The sequence below is a fragment of the Aerococcus sp. 150760013-2 genome (assembly GCF_053627715.1).
The window spans coordinates 62,701-82,385 of record NZ_JBSEYI010000011.1; the positions used below are offsets into that span (position 1 = coordinate 62,701).

At 40.1% G+C, this 19,685-nt stretch carries 14 protein-coding genes; 12 read left to right on the forward strand and 2 right to left on the reverse strand.

Going from position 1 to position 19,685, the window contains the following annotated elements; all coding sequences use genetic code 11:
• Positions 1–124: 124 nt before the first annotated feature.
• The 8 genes from ACUW85_RS07225 to ACUW85_RS07260 all read left to right on the forward strand — a co-directional run bounded on the left by ACUW85_RS07225 (position 125) and on the right by ACUW85_RS07260 (position 11,040).
• Positions 125–1,684 (forward strand): LysM peptidoglycan-binding domain-containing protein, encoded by a 1,560-nt coding sequence (locus tag ACUW85_RS07225; protein WP_154837958.1) that lies wholly within the window; start codon positions 125–127, stop codon positions 1,682–1,684.
• Positions 1,685–1,897: 213 nt separating this feature from the next.
• Complete coding sequence (gene yycF, locus ACUW85_RS07230) at positions 1,898–2,614, forward strand: response regulator YycF (protein WP_016896364.1); 717 nt, start codon at positions 1,898–1,900, stop codon at positions 2,612–2,614.
• Positions 2,615–2,623: 9 nt separating this feature from the next.
• Complete coding sequence (gene walK / locus ACUW85_RS07235) at positions 2,624–4,516, forward strand: cell wall metabolism sensor histidine kinase WalK (RefSeq protein ID WP_182023118.1); 1,893 nt, start codon at positions 2,624–2,626, stop codon at positions 4,514–4,516.
• Entirely contained in the window at positions 4,506–6,068 is a 1,563-nt protein-coding gene (locus ACUW85_RS07240; protein ID WP_182023119.1) for a hypothetical protein, read from the forward strand. The genes walK and ACUW85_RS07240 overlap by 11 nt, the downstream gene beginning before the upstream one ends.
• A gap of 2 nt (positions 6,069–6,070) precedes the next feature.
• Complete coding sequence (locus tag ACUW85_RS07245; protein ID WP_182023120.1) at positions 6,071–6,892, forward strand: two-component system regulatory protein YycI; 822 nt, start codon at positions 6,071–6,073, stop codon at positions 6,890–6,892.
• An 18-nt stretch (positions 6,893–6,910) separates the two neighbouring features.
• Positions 6,911–8,689 carry a DUF2207 family protein gene (locus ACUW85_RS07250; RefSeq protein WP_182023121.1) on the forward strand — a complete coding sequence of 593 codons (1,779 nt, stop codon included), beginning with the start codon at positions 6,911–6,913 and terminating at the stop codon, positions 8,687–8,689.
• Between the two features lie 65 nt (positions 8,690–8,754).
• Entirely contained in the window at positions 8,755–9,570 is an 816-nt protein-coding gene (locus tag ACUW85_RS07255; protein ID WP_048728018.1) for an MBL fold metallo-hydrolase, read from the forward strand.
• Between the two features lie 111 nt (positions 9,571–9,681).
• On the forward strand, positions 9,682–11,040 hold the full coding sequence (locus ACUW85_RS07260; protein ID WP_182023122.1) for a S1C family serine protease: 1,359 nt from the start codon (positions 9,682–9,684) through the stop codon (positions 11,038–11,040).
• Between the two features lie 432 nt (positions 11,041–11,472).
• Here ACUW85_RS07260 and ACUW85_RS07265 read toward each other — a convergent pair whose 3' ends face one another.
• Positions 11,473–12,147 (reverse strand): potassium channel family protein, encoded by a 675-nt coding sequence (locus ACUW85_RS07265; protein ID WP_149256596.1) that lies wholly within the window; start codon positions 12,145–12,147, stop codon positions 11,473–11,475.
• A 9-nt stretch (positions 12,148–12,156) separates the two neighbouring features.
• Complete coding sequence (locus ACUW85_RS07270) at positions 12,157–13,434, reverse strand: TrkH family potassium uptake protein (RefSeq protein WP_310648930.1); 1,278 nt, start codon at positions 13,432–13,434, stop codon at positions 12,157–12,159.
• Between the two features lie 290 nt (positions 13,435–13,724).
• Here ACUW85_RS07270 and rlmH point away from each other — a divergent pair, with 290 nt between their 5' ends.
• The 4 genes from rlmH to ACUW85_RS07290 form a co-directional block, all read left to right on the forward strand.
• A complete protein-coding gene (rlmH, locus tag ACUW85_RS07275; RefSeq protein ID WP_182023123.1) occupies positions 13,725–14,204 on the forward strand; it encodes a 23S rRNA (pseudouridine(1915)-N(3))-methyltransferase RlmH in 480 nt (159 codons plus the stop codon).
• 296 nt (positions 14,205–14,500) lie between these two features.
• Positions 14,501–14,965, forward strand: a complete 465-nt coding sequence (locus ACUW85_RS07280; protein ID WP_182023124.1) for a hypothetical protein — start codon at positions 14,501–14,503, stop codon at positions 14,963–14,965.
• Positions 14,966–15,043: 78 nt separating this feature from the next.
• Positions 15,044–15,340, forward strand: coding sequence for a hypothetical protein (locus ACUW85_RS07285; RefSeq protein WP_182023125.1), 297 nt, complete (start codon positions 15,044–15,046; stop codon positions 15,338–15,340).
• A 77-nt stretch (positions 15,341–15,417) separates the two neighbouring features.
• The coding region (locus ACUW85_RS07290) for a G5 domain-containing protein (protein ID WP_453977984.1) at positions 15,418–19,685 on the forward strand (4,268 nt) is incomplete at its 3' end.

Below are 19,685 nucleotides of genomic sequence, written 5' to 3' on the forward strand. Positions count from 1 at the left end.
AGCGTAAAATTAAGGATTTGTGTAAGAAAGAGTAAATGATTTGTAACCTGATTGTTACGGAAAATTGCGGTTCGCTTGTATATAATAGCTATTGTAATCAGTAATTTCAGGGGGTAGAAATTTAATGAAGTTTTCAGTAAAAAGAATGGTAGGGACATCGTTAGCGACGTCAGCGGCTTTAGCAGCCTTTGCAACCACTAATGTTTCAGCAGACGAAGTATATACAATCGAATCAGGTGATACTTTATCCGCTATTTCACGCAAATTTGACTTATCAATTGCAGACTTAATAGAAGTGAACACAATCGATAACCAAGATTTAATTATCGCAGGTCACTCTTTAAATATTCCAACTGTTGATGCACCAGTAGTAGCAAGCACTAAACGTGTTGCAGATGCTTCTAATGTATACACAGTTGTTACAGGTGATACTTTAAACAAAATCGCTGCAGATTTTGACACAACAGCACAAAACTTACGTGATTTAAATGGTATTTCAGGTGACTTGATTTTAGTTGGTCAACAATTAAAAGTTAAAGGTGAAGTAGCTCAAGAAACAACAGTAGAACAAACAGCTCCTGTAGCTGAAGAAACAGTTGAAACGGAAGTAGAAGCTACTCCAGTAGTAGAAGAAACTGTTAACAACTATGTAGCAGACGTAAATGGTAACTACACTGTAGTTGCTGGCGACTCTATCAACAAAATTGCAGGTCAATTTGGCGTTTCAGCGTCTGAATTACGTGCGCAAAACAACTTATCATCTGACTTGATCTTAGTTGGTCAATCATTGGCTATTCCTGGCCTAGCTGCAGCACCTGCTGTTGAAGAAGCACCAGTAGTAGAAGAAACTGAAACGGTTGTTGAAGTAGCATCTGTTGAATCAACAGTAGCTACAGAAGAAGCTGAAGTTGCACCAGTTGCAAATACAGTAGAAGAAACTGAAACTGCTGACGCAGAAATCGAAGCACAAGTTGCAGCAGAAGAAGCTTTAGCAGCAGAAGAAGAAGCGCAAGCAGCAGCAGACGCACAAGCGGCAGCTGAAGTAGAGGCTCAAGAGCAAGCGGACGCAGAAGCAGCAGCTCAGGCGGAAGCAGAAGCACAAGCAGCAGCGGAAGCACAAGCAGCAGCCGAAGCAGAGGCAGCAGCTCAAGCACAAGCAGCGGCAGAAGCAGCAGCCCAAGCGGAAGCAGAAGCAGCAGCCCAAGCAGAAGCACAAGCGGCAGCGGAAGCACAAGCAGAAGCACAAGCGGCAGCGGAAGCACAAGCAGCGGCGGAAGCAGCAGCCGAAGCAGAGGCAGCAGCTCAAGCACAAACTGGTAACGTAACAGCATTATTAAACAATGCTTACGCACAAGTTGGTGTACCTTACTTATGGGGTGGTAAAACACCTTCAGGTTTTGACTGTTCAGGTTTCGTAAACTATGTTTACAAACAAACTTACGGCGTAAACGTTGGTAGCTACACTGGTGAACAACAATACGCTGGTCCAAAAATCTCAGTTTCATCTGCACAACCAGGCGACTTAATTTTCTGGGGTTCATATGGTTCTCCATACCACGTAGCAATTTCATTAGGTAATGGACAATACATCCATTCACAACGTCCTGGGGAAACAGTTCACTCAGAATCAATCAATCCATACTGGGCACCATCATTTGCTGTAAGTATGGCTGCTTATAACTAAGCAATCTTTTAAATATAAAATATGAAAGGTCGAGATGATTACCCCCTCGGCCTTTTTTTATTAGAAAAATTTGATATCAAAAGCAAATGTCAATAGATATGAAAGCCCTTTAGTAGGCATTATTGGCATTTTCACCTAAAGGTGTTAAAATAAGGTGATAAGTTCTAGCAAATTTTCCAAGATCATATGTTCACAATCAAGGAGAGCACATTAATGAAAAAAATATTAATTGTTGACGATGAGAAACCAATCTCAGATATTATATCTTTCAACTTAAAAAATGAAGGTTATGAAATAGATACTGCCTATGATGGGCAACAAGCTTTAGAAAAATTCGCATCATTCCAACCCGACCTAGTGGTCTTAGATTTGATGTTACCAAAAATCGACGGGCTAGAAGTCTGCCGTCAAATCCGTAAAGATAGCCAAGTGCCAATCATTATGCTAACTGCTAAAGATAGTGAAATTGATAAGGTATTGGGGCTTGAATTAGGGGCGGACGATTACGTGACCAAACCATTCTCAAACCGTGAGTTAATGGCGCGCGTAAAAGCCAATATTCGCCGTACTGCGGTAGTTGCTGAACCAGTAGTAGCTGACGAAGTGACGGAGAAAGACAATATTATTGAAATTGGCGATTTATTGATCCATGAGGATGAGTATATTGCTTCTAAAAATGGGGAGGATGTTGAGTTAACACACCGTGAATTTGAGTTGCTACATTATCTTTCACAACACATTAACCAAGTAATGACCAGGGAACACTTGCTTCAAACGGTTTGGGGTTATGATTATTTTGGTGACGTTCGTACAGTGGATGTAACTGTGAGACGTTTACGCGAAAAAATCGAAGAAAATCCAAGTCATCCTAAGATTTTAATTACCAGACGGGGCGTTGGTTATTTCCTTAAAATTCCAACTCAAGAATAGAGGTCAGTCATGCCAAAAACTAGGAAGAAATCTGGGATTCCTTTTTTCAAATCTATTCATTTCAAAATACCCGTTATTTTTATATTAACGCTACTAATTTCGCTCCAAATTGTCGGAGCGTATTTTATTCGTTCACTAGAAACGGAAATGTTAACGTCGTTTGACGACCAAGTAACGAGTCAGACCACTTTTATCATTGATAATATTCAGTCGGTGATGGAAGATGAAGATTTGAATGAAGATGAAAAAGAGACGCAGGTGAATTCAATCTTGCGTCGCTTTAATAATGATAGTGTATTAGAAATTCAATTATTCGATAGCAATGGTTTCTTATTAGCTACTTCAAACCCCACTTCGCAAGCCTATATTGGGCAAAGAACGGTGGATGAAGATATAGAAGAAACGTTATATACAGGTATTCGTAGTGAAACGTCAGGCTATGATTCCAATCAAGAAATTCGCATCAAAAAATTTGTGACACCAATTTTTTCTACAGCATCTTCAGGAGCCATGATTGGTATTTTAAATGTGTCTGCAAATCTAGAGACTATCTATAGTCAGATTCAAAATATTATGACTCTATTCTTGATTGCATCAGGTATTTCACTTGTTTTTACGACAGGATTAGCGATGTTAATCTCTAGTCAGATCATCAATCCGCTACAAAAAATGCGCGATCAAACCAAGCAAATTGCTGAAGGAAACTATTCAACTACTTTGGATATCAATTCAGAAGATGAGATTGGGCAGTTGGCAGAATCTATCAACTACCTATCTGTTCGTGTTGGGGATGCACAAGACCTAACTGAAGCAGAGCGGCAGCGGTTGGATTCAGTCCTACGTCATATGACGGATGGGGTTATTGCCACCGATCGACGCGGGAAAATTACCATTATTAATGACCGGTCATTGAGTATTTTGAATAAGACACAAGAAGAGGTGATTGGGGAATCTATTATTGAAGCCCTAGACCTTTCTGATCGTTTCTCATTCAGGGAATTATTTGACCAACATGAATCCATCCTCTTAAATTATGCAAATGATGAAGGGGAAACAATTATTCGCGCTGAGTATTCAGTTATTCAACGAGAATCGGGCTTTATTTCCGGTTTGGTTTGGGTATTAACGGATATTACGGAACATGAAAAAATTGAACGTGATCGTAAGCAATTCGTTTCAAATATCTCACACGAGTTGCGTACACCACTAACGAGTGTGCGTTCATACAGTGAAGCATTGGTTGACGGGGCCATTAAAGATGAAAAAGTAGCGGTTGAATTCTTGAACGTTATTCAAACTGAAACTGACCGTATGATTCGGATGATTTCAGACTTACTACATCTTTCTAGAATGGATGCTAAGCAACAGGTGATTAACCGAGAGTTGATTATTTTCAAAGACTTAGTGAACCATATCTTAGACCGCTTTGACATGATGCTTCAATCTGAAGATTATGAAGGTAAAAATTATATTATTAAACGTGAATTAATGGAAGAAGAGGTCTGGGTAGAAATTGACCAAGATAAGTTAATTCAAGTTATCGATAATATTATGAATAACGCCATTAAATACTCGCCAGATGGTGGGACGATCTATGTACGTTTAATGTCTACACATAACCAACTGGTTTTAAGTATTCAAGACCAAGGGTTAGGTATCCCTCAAGAATCGATTCCACACCTATTTGACCGTTTCTACCGAGTAGATAAGGCGCGTTCACGTGCTCAAGGTGGTAGCGGGTTAGGGTTATCCATCGCAAAGGAAGAAATTGAATTGCATAACGGGACAATTTGGGTAAATTCGATTGAAAACAAAGGAACCACATTCTTTATCTCACTTCCATTTGAGGAGTTTGATAGTGATGATTGGGCAGGGGAGGATGAATGGGCCGATGAAGAATAATAAATGGAATTGGATCCTTCATGCGATACTTGCCATACTAGCGCTTGTATCGGTTGCTGCTTCAGTCAGTAACCTCTATGGGCCTAGTGCCTTAAATGCCTTATTTAGTCAGGCTAATCAAGAAAGTAATGGAGAAACAACTACTGAATTGAATAATATGGCGATATCTAATGAAACAACAAACGAAAATTCCACTGAAGAAGTTGAAATTACAGCGTCTCAGACCTTTATTTTACATAGTGAGACGGATGAATACGTATCGGTTGATAATATGTCAGCGATTAAAGAGCTAAAACATGTTGCTGCAGGATTCGACTATGATAGTGAAATCGAAGAAGATTCTGCCTACAATATCCGCAACTACGTCCAAGCCCAACCTTATGTTGAAGATAAATTGAACAATGAAACACCGATTAACTTGTTGATTGCGGATGTGTCTAGACTTCCTGAAGAATTACAGGAGATTTCAATCACTTCTTATATTTATGTTATGGAAACCAACGAAGTCTATCTATTGAATGATGTGACTGATACGGCCTATTCGTTGACTATTTCAGATAGTATAGATGATGTAATGGCCCGGATCCATGATTATTTATCTTCATATGAAGGCTTAATGGCACCAGTTGTGCCAGTTACCCTAGCCAATGGGGTGTCTTATGTATCAAAAGAGGCACAAGAAATTGACCAGTTAACTTATTTACAAGAGCGTCAACCAACAACTTACTTCTTGAATCATTTCTTTGAAACACCAGAAGATATCCATGATTATTCAATGAATAAAATTTCACGCTATTATACAGAAGGTCGTCAGTTAACGATCAATATGGAAACTTTTGAAGTAGTCTTGTTACAAGATAGTACGAAAGCGGAAGAAACGAATTTAAATCAACAAATTGAGGTCACATCTGCTGCCATGGCGGATATTTTAGCTGACCAAACATCATGGCTGTATGTAGAGTCTAATGGTGACGACGAAAGTGAAATGATTACTTACCGTAAGTATGTACATTCATTGCCGGTTTTTGGGAATAATTACGTCTCAAAAGCCCAGTTTGTCATGTCTAGTAATACCATTCAAAATATTTATATGTCTGCTTTGACTATTCAAACCCAGGTGACTGATTTATCAGAATCTTATAGGGTTATGGCAGGTGCGGACGCTTTGAATTTACTGAATAATGCAGGTTATCCTAATGGGGACATTTCGGAATTGGTCTTAGGCTATCGGTGGGTACAGAATCCTGAAACGAGCCGCCTAGTAGAATTAATCCCATCTTGGCATGTTCAAATTGGTAATAAGTGGTTTATGCTTGAAGATTTAATTGATATGAGTCAGTATCCATCACTGCAAACTACTTATACTGAATCTGGTGAGGCCGTTGATTTATCTCTTTATTTTGACAATCTAGGCCAACAGGTGAGTGAGGAAGAAGTGAAGACCCAGTTAGACGAAAGTATTTCGGAATCTTTTTCTTCTGATGTAGACGAAACTGATTATTCTCAATTTTTGAATCCGCCAGTATCAGATAGTGATGAGGAGGAGAGCTAGCGATGAATTTTAAAAAAGTAGAAATCATTTTTATTCTAGCCTTCCTGATTTTAGATGTATTTCTGATTAATATTTTTATGAATAAGTATGTGGGGGCATCGAATCAAGCGATTGAAAATCAGTCATTGGATATTGTGACGGAATTTAAAGCCAATAATATTCATTATGATGAGATTTCAGATGAGGTCTTGCGGATTCCTTTCATTAGGTCCTTGAATACAACCTTAAGTGAAGAAGATGTGTTAGCCGTCACAGAAGATACGCAAAGTGTTGAAGTAAACGGTAATCAAATCTTAGGACAGATTAATACCCCCATTCAACTGGAAGGGGTGACTGGTGAAACACCAGCAGGGGAACTTTCTGATTCTGCCTTAGCCAGCTTGAATCAATTTATTAATAGTGAAATTTATCAAGGAAACCAATACCGGTTTATTAGCTATGATAAGAATGCAGGTAGGGTGACTTATATGCAAGAGACGGCATCGGGTGCAGTGATTGCGGATGGAACTGGAGAAATTGTGTTTCAGGTGAATGATGATTTTGCAGTCTACGCCTATGACCAGACGATTGCTGGTGGTACTGCGACTCAAGGCGAGGAACGGACGGTCATTAGTGAACAACAGGCCCTTGAAAATGCCTATTTAAACAACAGCATTCCAGATGAATCAACGATTGTGCGTTCATTCTTATCATACCGCGTAACCCTAGTGCTTGATGAAATGACCCTCTACCACCCAGTGTGGGCCCTATTGATTCACACGAATGAAGGGACGACGCAGCGTGTATTTGTAGATGGTATCAATGGGGCAATTATGACCCAATAATTGGAAAGAGGACGATTCATGTTTCAAAATTATCAAGAAAAAGTCAGTAACCGCTGGCACAAGTTGACGATTATTGCAGTCAGCTTAATCGCATTATTCTTTTTGACGGGATACCAGACAGCCGTGCAGGCGGTGGCTTCGGTGAGTGATTACACGGCGACTGTGAATGTGCAGGCCGATGGGACCATGCAACAAGATGAAATGATTGGTTTTGATGTGAAGGGGACGGTTGAGGAATTTAACCACTGGATTGCCCTGACTGATATGAGTAAGTTGGCCAATCTTGGCGTGGAAATGAAGAGTGTGTCGGCGGATTCTTATTTCACTTTTGTGGAGAGTGGTTCAAATGAAGTGGGGACTTTTACGGTTTCTACTGCCGATGATCAAGGGGCGGACATCACCATCTACAATACGGTGACGAATGCACCACATATTACCCAGGTTTCAGCGACGATTTCAGATGCTTGGACCAATTATTCTGAGTGGACGATTTTAAAGAGTAGCTTTCTAGCATTACCATATGACGTCGATCAAGCCACTTTAACTGTCACATTCCCGCAAGCCGTGCCGGAAGACCAATCTGATTTAATCATTTCAGTTCCTGGCAAAACGGACTTGCAATGGGCTGATGATAGAAAATCATTTACAATCACAGTAGATAACTTAAAAGCTGATGAAAGCGTGGCCCTTCAAATGTACATGCCAGTGTCCATTCTACCTGATAATCAAAAGGTGGGGGCAGACTCTGAAGGCCAATCTACTATTGAAAGTATGCAGGCTAGCCAAGAGGCAGCAACGAGTTTACAAAGACGCCAAACCATGAAAATATGGGCTGTGGCGGGGACTTTATTTGTCTTAATTTTTGCTTATACCATTTATTTATATATGAAGAAGCGCCAAATTGTGATTGCGGTGCCGAATAAGAAAGGCTTCGTGGCGAGTCAACCCAATGGTTACGGTCCACAAACTGTGGCCCGGTTAATGGGTAAAGGGTATTCGGACCATCAAAAGATTGTCTTGTTAGTCTTAGAGATGATTCAAGCAAAAGTTTTGGCGGCCCATTTTGAAGTCAATAAACGTGGCCAATTAACGGATATTCAAGTATCAACATTGAAACAGGAAGTCAATAATCCAGCAGGTCAATTATTATTAACGAGGCTTCAAGAAAATACCCAATCCAGTCGTGATGTGGTGTCTTTAAATGACTTAGTCTTTAACAATACCGGCAAGGTAACGATGATGTCACGATTTGGCCGGAAATTAGTCCGTAAGATTAACCAAGTAGCTAAACAACCCTTAACCAAAGACGGTGTTTATAGTAAAATGAATCAAGTTTACATGGCAATTCTAACCCTTTATATGGTAGCATGGTTATTTGGAACTGGTTTCGTGATTTACTGGCAATTGCAGCTGCAAGCTTTAAATGTATGGGCTTCGTTATTGCTGGTTGTCAGCGTGGCTTTGGTTGCCCTTTTACAAAAAAATGTCTTACCAATGCGGAGTGAAAAAGGGGTATCCTTATTCAAGTTGTGGCAGGGCTATTTGAAGGGCATCGGCAGCCAGTTAATGAATCCGGATGCTTGGGGCCGTCAATCGGCAGAGTGGTTGGACCATCAATATTTATATGCTTGGGTTGCGGGGTCGAATGTGAAGGTTGCTAAGGCGCTGGGACAAGAGGCGCAGGTTGTGCAGTTACCTTTGATGGGTTCGGCACAAGCGATTGACCATTTACAGTTAGAGAAATTGAAGTGGCAGCCACAGGCTGAGGAAGATTCGGATGATGACGTCGCTGAATAGTCGGTGATAAGATAAAGAATAATAAATGAAAAAGTAACAGTATTTAGATCTAGAAGGAGGCAATCATGGAGACTGCACAAAATGATTTTACAATGCGTGTTTCCATGCTCGGCAGTAGCTCTAGCGGAAACGCTACTTATATTGAAACCCCTAAGCGGAAGATTTTAGTGGACGCAGGATTTAGTGGGAAAAAGATGAAGGAATTGTTAGCGGGCATTAATCGCGATATCAATGAGATTGATAGTTTATTTATTACGCATGAACATTCTGACCATATTAAGGGGATGGGAGTTCTAGCGCGTAAGTACGATTTAAATGTCTATGCTAATGAGGCGACCTGGCAAGCAATTGGGAGTAAGGTTGGGGTTATCCCAGTAGAAAAACAGCATGTCATGGAGCAAGGTGATATACTAACTTTAGGCGATGTGGATATTGTGTCCTATGGTGTGAGCCATGACGCTGCTGAACCGCAGTTTTATGCCTTTCAAAAGGATGACCGACAGTTTACCATTCTAACGGATACAGGTTATGTGAGTGACCGGTTAATAGGCTTGTTGAAGAATTCAGATGGCTATTTAATCGAGTCCAACCATGATTTGGATATGTTGCGGATGGGTGCTTATCCTTGGTCTTTAAAACAACGTATCCTTGGTGATGAGGGCCATTTATCAAACGATGCCGGTGCTCAAGCCATGATTGATATGATTGGGGATAGAACGAAACGTATCTATCTAGGCCATTTATCTAAAGAGAATAATATGAAAACCATTGCCTACCAAACTTGCGTATCCGCAATGCTTCAGGCTGATATGGGAGTAAATGATCAGTTTGAGGTATATGACACCAATCCTGACAAGCCGACTAGCTTGTATACTCTATAAATGTTTATAAATATTTATAATTTTACCTGTAAAAAGTCATAAACAATTCAAATATAATTACTATAATCAAAGTGTTAAGAGTCTAAAATATAAATCGAGGGAGATGAGCAAATGTCTCAGTCAAATAATCCAAATAATTTAAATGACCAGTCATCAGTGGATAACCAAAATGATGAACCAATTAAAAACCCAAATGAACCACATAGACCTGAAAAGAAAGAACGTAAATTGACCTCCTTACAATCAGGATTAATTGGTGGTGCAGTTGCGGCTGTGTTAATTTCTGGTGTGAGCTATGCTGTGACTACTGCCAATGATACGGATGATCAGATTTCAACAGAAGAAGTGCAATCGATTGTAGATGAGGCAGTTTCTAGTGCGCAAGCAGATAACACAGCTTCTTCAGTCCAATCGGCTTCACTTGATGTGACTACGGATGTTTCTGAAACAGTAGCTAATGTACAAGATTCAGTTGTTTCTGTTGTGAACATGACAGAGTCTGTTTCAACATATGATTTATTCGGATTTACTTCACCAACTCAAGGAGAAACTACAACAGAGTCTTCAGAATTAGAAACTTCTTCTGAGGGTTCAGGTGTTGTCTACAAGGTTGACGGGGACACTGCTTATGTTGTCACTAACAATCACGTAATTGACGGGGCAGATGCGATTAATATTATTATGGCTGACGGTACCCAAGTTGAGGCTGAAGTGGTTGGTTCTGATCCATGGACTGACTTAGCGGTATTGGAGATTTCTTCAGATGTTGTGACAACAGTTGCTGAATTTGGGGATTCTGATAGCTTGAAAGTAGGTGAGCCTGCGATTGCCATTGGTTCACCTTTAGGTTCTGAATATGCAACAACTGTGACGCAAGGGATTATCTCTGGTTTAGACCGTTCGGTACCTGTTGATATAGATGGCGACGGCACGTCTGACTGGGTGGCTAATGTTATCCAAACAGATGCAGCGATTAACCCTGGTAACTCTGGTGGTGCTTTATTAAATGCTGCTGGACAAGTGATTGGGATTAACTCGATGAAGGTATCAAGTGACCAAGTAGAGGGTATGGGATTTGCCATCCCAGCAGGTGAGGTGCAAACAATCATTGGTGAACTGGAAGCCAATGGCGAAATTGTCCGTCCGGAATTAGGTGTATCTATGGTTGACCTTAACCGAGTGTCATTAGATTATCAATCACAAAACTTACAATTACCTGATGATGTTGATGGTGGTGTTTATGTTGCAGAAGTATCAGCAGGATCGGCAGCGGAAGCAGCTGGCTTACAAGCTGATGATGTCATCGTTGAATTTGCAGGTGAAGCTGTAACGGATTCAGCATCATTACGTCAAGCTTTATACCAACAAAAATCTGATGCAAGTGTAGAAGTTTCCTTCTACCGCAATGGTGAATTACAAACAACGACTGTACAGTTACAACCACAAAACAACAGTTCCGCAACCCAATAAAGAATAAATTCTGTTCAATTACACAGAATTATTAAATAATATAAATGAAGCTCAACCGTCAGTTAATATCGGTTGAGCTTTTTCGATGGTATAACTTGCATCAGGTGGAAAGTATCATTTAATTTATCGAGGGATAGAAAACTTAGAGACTTGTCCACTTATCCCCATACCTTATCCACATAGATGTGGATAAAATGGTGTGGATGTGTATAAAATGTTGGTACCGCTTAAAACATTGAGATATAAGCTTTGTGAATTGTGAACCTTTATGTGGATAGTGGGGATAACTATGGGGGCGGAGTGTACTTTTTTAAAAATGCCGATAAATCGCGTCTAATGGTTGTGGAAACTGTGGATAATCATAAACATTAGGTAAATGAATAATAAAAAGGTTGAGACCAGCGTCCCAACCTAATAGTTGCATAAGGGCCATTAACGAATTTCACGTAAATAGTCAGCTTTTTCAAATTTGTCAGTATTAGCAATAGCGACATAGATATCATCGGCCTGGATGATATAGTCAGCAGGGAAGGTTGTGGTTAATGCTTCACGGCGACGTTTGCGGATACCAATGATATTGATGTCGTAGCGTTGACGTGTATTCAATGAAGTGAGTGATTTGCCCACCCATTCTTCTGGTGGACGGAATTCTACTAAAGATGTTTCGTCATCTAGGTTAATAATTTCTTCAATGGTGTAGTGAATCATACGGCGAGCAATTTGAACGCCAGATTCTTTTTCTGGTTGCACAATGGTATTTACACCTAGCGCTTCTAAAACTTTACGATTTGTTTTATTTTTAACCTTACAGATGATATGGTCGATACCTAATTCTTTTGCATTTATAACACCTAATACAGAAGCTTCAAGGTTGGTACCTGTAGAAATAACAATCGCATCACATTGGCCAAAACCAAGGTTACGCATATATTCTATATCAGTAAAGTCTCCAACTGAACCAACTGTTAAGTAACCATCTAAACGGTTAACATTTTTTTCATCTAAATCACAGGCAATGATTTCAACACCGCTTTCAGATAATTCTTTAGCGATGGTTGACCCAAAAATTCCTAAGCCTAAAATACCTACTAAATTCATTTTTCCCATTTTTAACACCTATCCTATTAAAATATTTGTGTTTGTATATTTAATATCCCGTTTTTTATTATTTTTACTTGGTAATAAAGAAAGAAACATCGTCATTGGACCGATTCGGCCGATAAACATTAATGCCATCAAAATAATTTGACTAGCCATTGAAAGCGCTGGCGTTAAATTGGCTGTTACACCAACGGTTGCAAAAGCAGAAATGGCTTCAAATAGTACGTATAAGAAATCCACTTGAGGATCAAAAGTTAAGATTAAACCAGAACCAATAATCAATAAAGTGTTATATAGTAAGAAAATAACGAATGCCTGACGTAATAGTTTTGCTGGAATCGTGTGTTTATCAAAGTTGATAAATTCTTTCTGGCGAATTTCTGCAATAGCTAACATTAATACTAAAGCAAATGTTGTTGTTTTTAAACCACCAGCTGTACCACCAGGACTACCACCGATAAACATGGTAACAACGAACACCAATATACTAACAGGATGTGCCAAAGTATAATCGATAGAAGCAAATCCCGCAGTACGCATAGTAACAGTTTGAAAAACAGCGGTCATAAATTTGTTACCAATAGACATCTCTCCAATTGTGTCGTTATTGTTCCACTCGAAGGCTAGAAATAACAAAGCCCCAAACGTAATGATTAAGATGGTCATTTTTAAAGCCAATTTAGTATGTGGGCGTAATTGACGGATCGCTTTTTTAAAAGCAGATTTTGGTCTAGAACGGTCGAATTTCTTCATTTGGTTAGCCACATCAAACCAAACTGAAAATCCTATACCACCAAGAATGACAAGAGAAATAATGGTCCAAATAACCACTGGCTGTGTCTGTAAACCTATCATAGAAGAATTTCCTAATGGGTCAAACCCAGCATTACAGAAAGCAGAAACAGCCATAAAGATACTCAGAAAAGTACCGCGACCTAAACCATATGTAGGAATAAAATAAGTAGCAAAGAGTAAAGCACCAATACCTTCAATAATAAAAGTGTATCGGAAAATTTTACCTAGCCAATTGGCAATATCGTTTAGTGAACTGTTGTTTAAAGCACCGGAAACAGCAACTTGATCACGTATGCGGACATTTTGGCCAATTCTAAAATAAATGAGCGAGATGAATGCCATCAAACCTAAACCACCGATCTGGATTAACATCAACATAATAATTTGTCCAAATGTATTATAGGTATCAAAAATGGATTCAACCCACAAACCTGTCACACAGACAGCAGAAACAGCAATGAATAGATGGTCAAAGTATGTTGCATCTGATGTGGCCACCTGGCTAATTGGTAGACTCAGTAGTAGTGAACCTACAAAGATGACGACAGCAAATGATAAAGCAATTTTTTTAGCACTAGATAATTGGCTTACTGGTTTTATAAAAAAATGTAGTGCTCGATATATTAAATTAATTTTAATAACCTCCCATAAAGCTTGATGACTTTAAGAAATTTTAAGATTCATTTTTCAAATACGATTAATTATAAACACTTTAACAGAAAAATCTAGTAGAATAAAAAATAAAAAAGTTAATAACGAAATATTTGCATGATTGGAGTTATTTTTGCATGTTAATTAAAATTATCTCAGTTGGTAAATTGAAAGAAAAGTACCTAAAACAAGGCATTGAAGAGTATAGCAAGCGCCTTTCGCGCTATACCAAGTTTGAAATTATTGAAGTGAAAGACGAACCAACAAAAGAAAACGCTAGTGAATCGGAAGATGAAATGGTGAAGGATGCGGAAGGTGAACGTATCTTGAATAAAATAAAACCGGATGATTATGTTTATCTGCTAGCAATTAACGGACAAATGCTGTCTTCACCAGAATTAGCTAAATCAATGCAGAGTCAAATGACCCGTGGGAAATCAACTTTAGTTTTTGTGATTGGTGGATCCTTAGGTACGAGTAGTGCAGTCAACCAGCGGGCAAATCAAGCCGTTTCTTTTGGTAAAATGACCTTACCTCACCAATTGATGCGATTGGTCTTAACAGAACAAATTTATCGCGCCTTTAGAATACAAAATAATGAACCGTACCATAAATAGATGAGGTTTTTTCGTAGAAATACCCGTATACTCTGATGAAGATTCATAGTGAGATTTTTAAAAGTTTACTGTAATTGCGTTCGGTAGTTCTGTAAAGACTCTTGAAAATAGCTAAACGGTAATAAAATTATGATAACCACTTACGATTGAAGTTAAGACTGCACATAGTGAGCCGTCTAACCCCTGGTCATCCCGGGATAGCGTATTATATTTTTTTCATACTTGTACCAGAGCACATTAAGCAGATTGTAGACGAAATGAACGAACAGATAGAATCGAACCGGAAGCCATGGGAAATGGAGTTAAACGGCTTAGATGGAAAAATTGAAGAAACAGAAGGAAAATTAAAGAAATGGCAAGAGTTAGTCAAATCCAATCCGGAATTAACCAAGGAACTTGAGGGAAGAATGACTGAATTAGAAATTAAATACATTGAAAAGAAACACAGGAAAGACGAGCTTCTAAAACTCCCACAAGCAGAAGGGTACAAAGTCAAAACAGAAGATGTGTCTAAGGTAATGAAAGTAGCTAATCGAGCCATAATGGATTCAGATAGTAAAGCGGATACCAAAGAAATCTTACGAACATTCATTGACAAAATAACATTCAACAAAGAAACTAAGGCGGACTACCTCATCTACACCCATTTTAGCAAAGAAATAGTCGATAGATTAAATGACCTAACTAAAGAAGAGCCAACAGCAGGTAAAAGTGCTGTTGGCTCTTTAACTTTGAAAAATCTAATAAAGGTAATTATCTAAATTATCCTTTAGTTTATTGATCTATTAGTTACTAAAATAAATATAATTGTGTTATGATTATAGAAAATAAGAAGAAGATTGGAAAAGAAGAAAAAAACTGGATATAAGAATCTCTTAACCATTTTAACAATAGCAGCGATTCTCTCAAATGTGAGTATGCAAGAGGTGAATGCTGCAGAAGAAAATAGGTCTAATGAAGTAGCCCCGGAACAAGAAGTAACTGTATTCTCGTTATTTATCCAGCTATTTGAGCCGTTTTTTTCAAACGATGTGAATGCTGTAGGTAATGGTGAGCTAATACGAGATGAAAACGGTGTCATATTGGAGGGCAGAGACAACCCTCTTAAGGAATTATTTAGGTATGGCAACTTCTGATGTAAATTGAAGGGGGGTGCAAGTGAAAAAAACAACAAATTGTAAACTTGATGAATTCATTGAAAGGAGGCGTAAGCTTGAAAAAAATATATAATAAAATTATCTCCTTATTCGTTTTATTTACATTACTTTTAGGATATGGAGGATCTGTCGTCTCACATGTAAGTGCAGAATCTACAGGTGGATTACAAGATACAATTGGAGTAGATAAAACAGCTAAACGAACACCGGGATGTCGAACATTTGAAGTGAATTTGAATATTACTGGAGAGCCACAACAAGCTCCGGTCGATGTTGTACTTGTGCTGGATAGATCTGGAAGCATGAATCTTACAGCAACAACTAATCCAACAAGAACTAGACTTGACTATGCAAAGCTTGCAGCAATTAACTTTGCCGAGAGAGTCTTGGGTCCAAATGGAATCCCTGGTAGTAGGGTTTCTGTAGTAAGTTTTAGTGGGCCAACATCAACAACTGGTAATGGAAATCAAAATCAGGCGAGTACAGACTTAAATTTATCTACTAACTTAACAACAGTTACTAATACTATAAATGGTATATCCGCAGTTGGAGGAACTAACACAGAAGCAGGATTTAAACAGGGTCAATCCGTTATTCAAGGACCAACAAGTAATCAAAATCCAAACTCAAATAAAGTAGTGGTTATGCTCACTGATGGATTACCAACTGCAAGTAACGGCAATCGTTATGCTGAAACTACGAATATTAACCATGTTCATATCCAAAGGGCTATAAATGCAGGTAAAAATATCTATCAAAATAATATAGCTGATGTCTTTACTATCGGTTTAACAACCGGCATGAATGCTACAGAAAAGGCACTAGCAGATAATATACTAACACAAGCACAAAATAAGGGTTATTACCCAGCTCCATCAGCTACAGACCTTGAAGGGATATTTAATGCAATTTCACAAAGTCTTGGCTATGCGGCGACAAATGCAAAAGTAGTCGATAAAATTGGTGACAACTTTGATTTAGTTGAAAGTTCATTACCAGCAGGTGCAACTTACAATTCTGACACTAGAGAAATAACTTGGGACCCAGGAACAATATATGAGAGTGCTCAACTTAAATATACAGTTGTAGCGAAGCCGGATTTCCCAGGAGGACCAGCAGACACTAACGAATTTGCAAAATTAACCTACAAAGATATATTTGGTAATGATCAGACAAAAGATTTCCCAGTACCAAATGTAAACGTTCCAACTCTTATTAAAGTTAGCCTGACTGATGCAACAATCAATTCAGGAGATTCAATTAACTTAGGAAGTGGAACAGACGCTGATGGAGAAAACTACATGAGTCCTGTCACAGGTGGAGACAATGATGGTACGACCTTCACTTATGAATGGCGAAAAGTAGGGGATGACACAGTCATATCAAAAGATAAAAATCCAAGTGTTAGCCCTACAGAAGATACTCAATATGAATTAACAGTTATAGACTCAAATGGTTGTATAGCTAAAGCAACGATGTGGGTTAGAGTGAGTAGTCTTACAGTAGTTGAAGAAACACGCACCGAAGATGTAGCCTTTGAAATCGAGTATGTGAATAATCCAGACCTACTAGTCGGTACAGAAGAAGTATCCCAAGAAGGTGTATTAGGCGAACGAACAATCGTTGAAAAAGTAACGACAGTAGGTGGAGAAGAAACTGCTCGAGAAGTTATCTCAGATGAAATCACAACTGCACCAGTAAATAAAGTGATTCAAGTGGGTACGAGAGAAGTGACAGAAGAAACGCGCACTGAAGATGTAGCATTCGAGACCGAGTATGTCAACAACTCTGACTTGCTTGTCGGAACGGAAGAAGTCACACAAGAAGGTGTGAACGGTGTACGCACGATCGTGGAAGAAGTCACCTTAGTCGAAGGCGAAGAAGTCGATCGCATCATCATCTCAGATGAGATCACGACAGCGCCAGTGAACCGCGTGGTTCAAGTGGGCACGCGAGAAGTCACAGAAGAAACACGCACTGAAGACGTAGCATTCGAGACTGAGTATGTCAACAACTCTGATTTACTTGTCGGAACGGAAGAAGTCACACAAGAAGGTGTGGACGGTGTACGCACGATCGTGGAAGAAGTCACCTTAGTCGAAGGCGAAGAAGTTGAGCGAGTAGTCATCTCAGATGAGGTCACAACAGCGCCAGTGAACCGCGTGGTTCAAGTGGGCACGCGAGAAGTCACAGAAGAAACACGCACTGAAGACGTAGCATTCGAGACTGAGTATGTCAACAACTCTGACTTGCTTGTCGGGACAGAAGAAGTTTCGCAAGAAGGTGTGAACGGTGTACGCACGATCGTGGAAGAAGTCACCTTAGTTGAAGGTGAAGAAGTCGATCGCATCATCATCTCTGATGAGGTCACAACAGCGCCAGTGAACCGCGTGGTTCAAGTGGGCACGCGAGAAGTCACAGAAGAAATACGCACCGAAGACGTAGCATTCGAGACCGAGTATGTCAACAACTCTGACTTGCTTGTCGGAACAGAAGAAGTTTCGCAAGAAGGTGTGAACGGTGTCCGTACGATCGTGGAAGAAGTAACCTTAGTTGAAGGTGAAGAAGTTGAGCGAGTAGTCATCTCAGATGAAGTGACCACTGCACCAGTGAACCGCGTGGTTCAAGTGGGCACGCGAGAAGTCACAGAAGAAACACGCACTGAAGACGTAGCATTCGAGACTGAGTATGTCAACAACTCTGATTTACTTGTCGGAACGGAAGAAGTCACACAAGAAGGTGTGGACGGTGTACGCACGATCGTGGAAGAAGTCACCTTAGTCGAAGGCGAAGAAGTTGAGCGAGTAGTCATCTCAGATGAGGTCACAACAGCGCCAGTGAACCGCGTGGTTCAAGTGGGTACGAGAGAAGTGACAGAAGAAACGCGCACTGAAGATGTAGCATTCGAGACCGAGTATGTCAACAACTCTGACTTACTAGTCGGTACAGAAGAAGTATCCCAAGAAGGTGTATTAGGCGAACGAACAATCGTTGAAAAAGTAACGACTGTTGGTGGAGAAGAAACTGCTCGAGAAGTTATCTCAGATGAAATCACAACTGCACCAGTAAATAAAGTGATTCAAGTTGGAACAAAAGCAGCTCCAATTGAAGATATTGCAACTGTAGTGAGTGAAGAAACTCGTACTCAAGAAGTCGCTTTTGAGATCGAGTATGTGAATAATCCAGACCTACTAGTCGGTACAGAAGAAGTATCCCAAGAAGGTGTATTAGGCGAACGAACAATCGTTGAAAAAGTAACGACTGTTGGTGGAGAAGAAACTGCTCGAGAAGTTATCTCAGATGAAATCACAACTGCACCAGTAAATAAAGTGATTCAAGTTGGAACAAAAGCAGCTCCAATTGAAGATATTGCAACTGTAGTGAGTGAAGAAACTCGTACTCAAGAAGTCGCTTTTGAGATCGAGTATGTGAATAATCCAGACCTACTAGTCGGTACAGAAGAAGTATTCCAAGAAGGTGTATTAGGCGAACGAACAATCGTTGAAAAAGTAACGACTGTTGGTGGAGAAGAAACTGCTCGAGAAGTTATCTCAGATGAAATCACAACTGCACCAGTAAATAAAGTGATTCAAGTTGGAACAAAAGTAAGAGAAGTAGTTGAAGAGACTCACACCGAAGAGGTAGCATTTGATACCATTCGTGTCGAGAACCCAGACATGTTAGTGGGGGAAGAAGTCGAGTCACAAGAAGGAACACCAGGAGTTCGTACCATCGTAGAAGAAGTAACGTACGAAAATGGCGAAGAAGTTTCACGGGTAGAGGTTTCTAGTGAAGTTACAAAAGATCCTGTGAATCGAATCATCCAAGTTGGTACAAAAGTAAGAGAAGAGCCAGTGGACCCAGAAGAGCCAGTGGACCCAGAAGAGCCAGTGGACCCAGAAGAGCCAGTGGACCCAGAAGAGCCAGTGGACCCAGAAGAGCCAGTGGACCCAGAAGAACCAACCGATCCAGAAGAACCGACGGATCCAGAAGAACCGACGGATCCAGAAGAACCGACGGACCCAGAAGAGCCAGTGGACCCAGAAGAGCCAGTGGAGCCAGAAGAACCAGTGGACCCAGAAGAGCCAGTGGATCCAGAAGAACCAGTGGATCCAGAAGAGCCAGTGGACCCAGAAGAGCCAGTGGGCCCAGTGGACCCAGAAGAGCCAGTGGACCCAGAAGAGCCAGTGGACCCAGAAGAGCCAGTGGACCCAGAAGAGCCAGTGGGCCCAGTGGACCCAGAAGAGCCAGTGGACCCAGAAGAACCAGTGGACCCAGAAGAGCCAGTGGACCCAGAAGAACCAACTGATCCAGAAGAACCAAC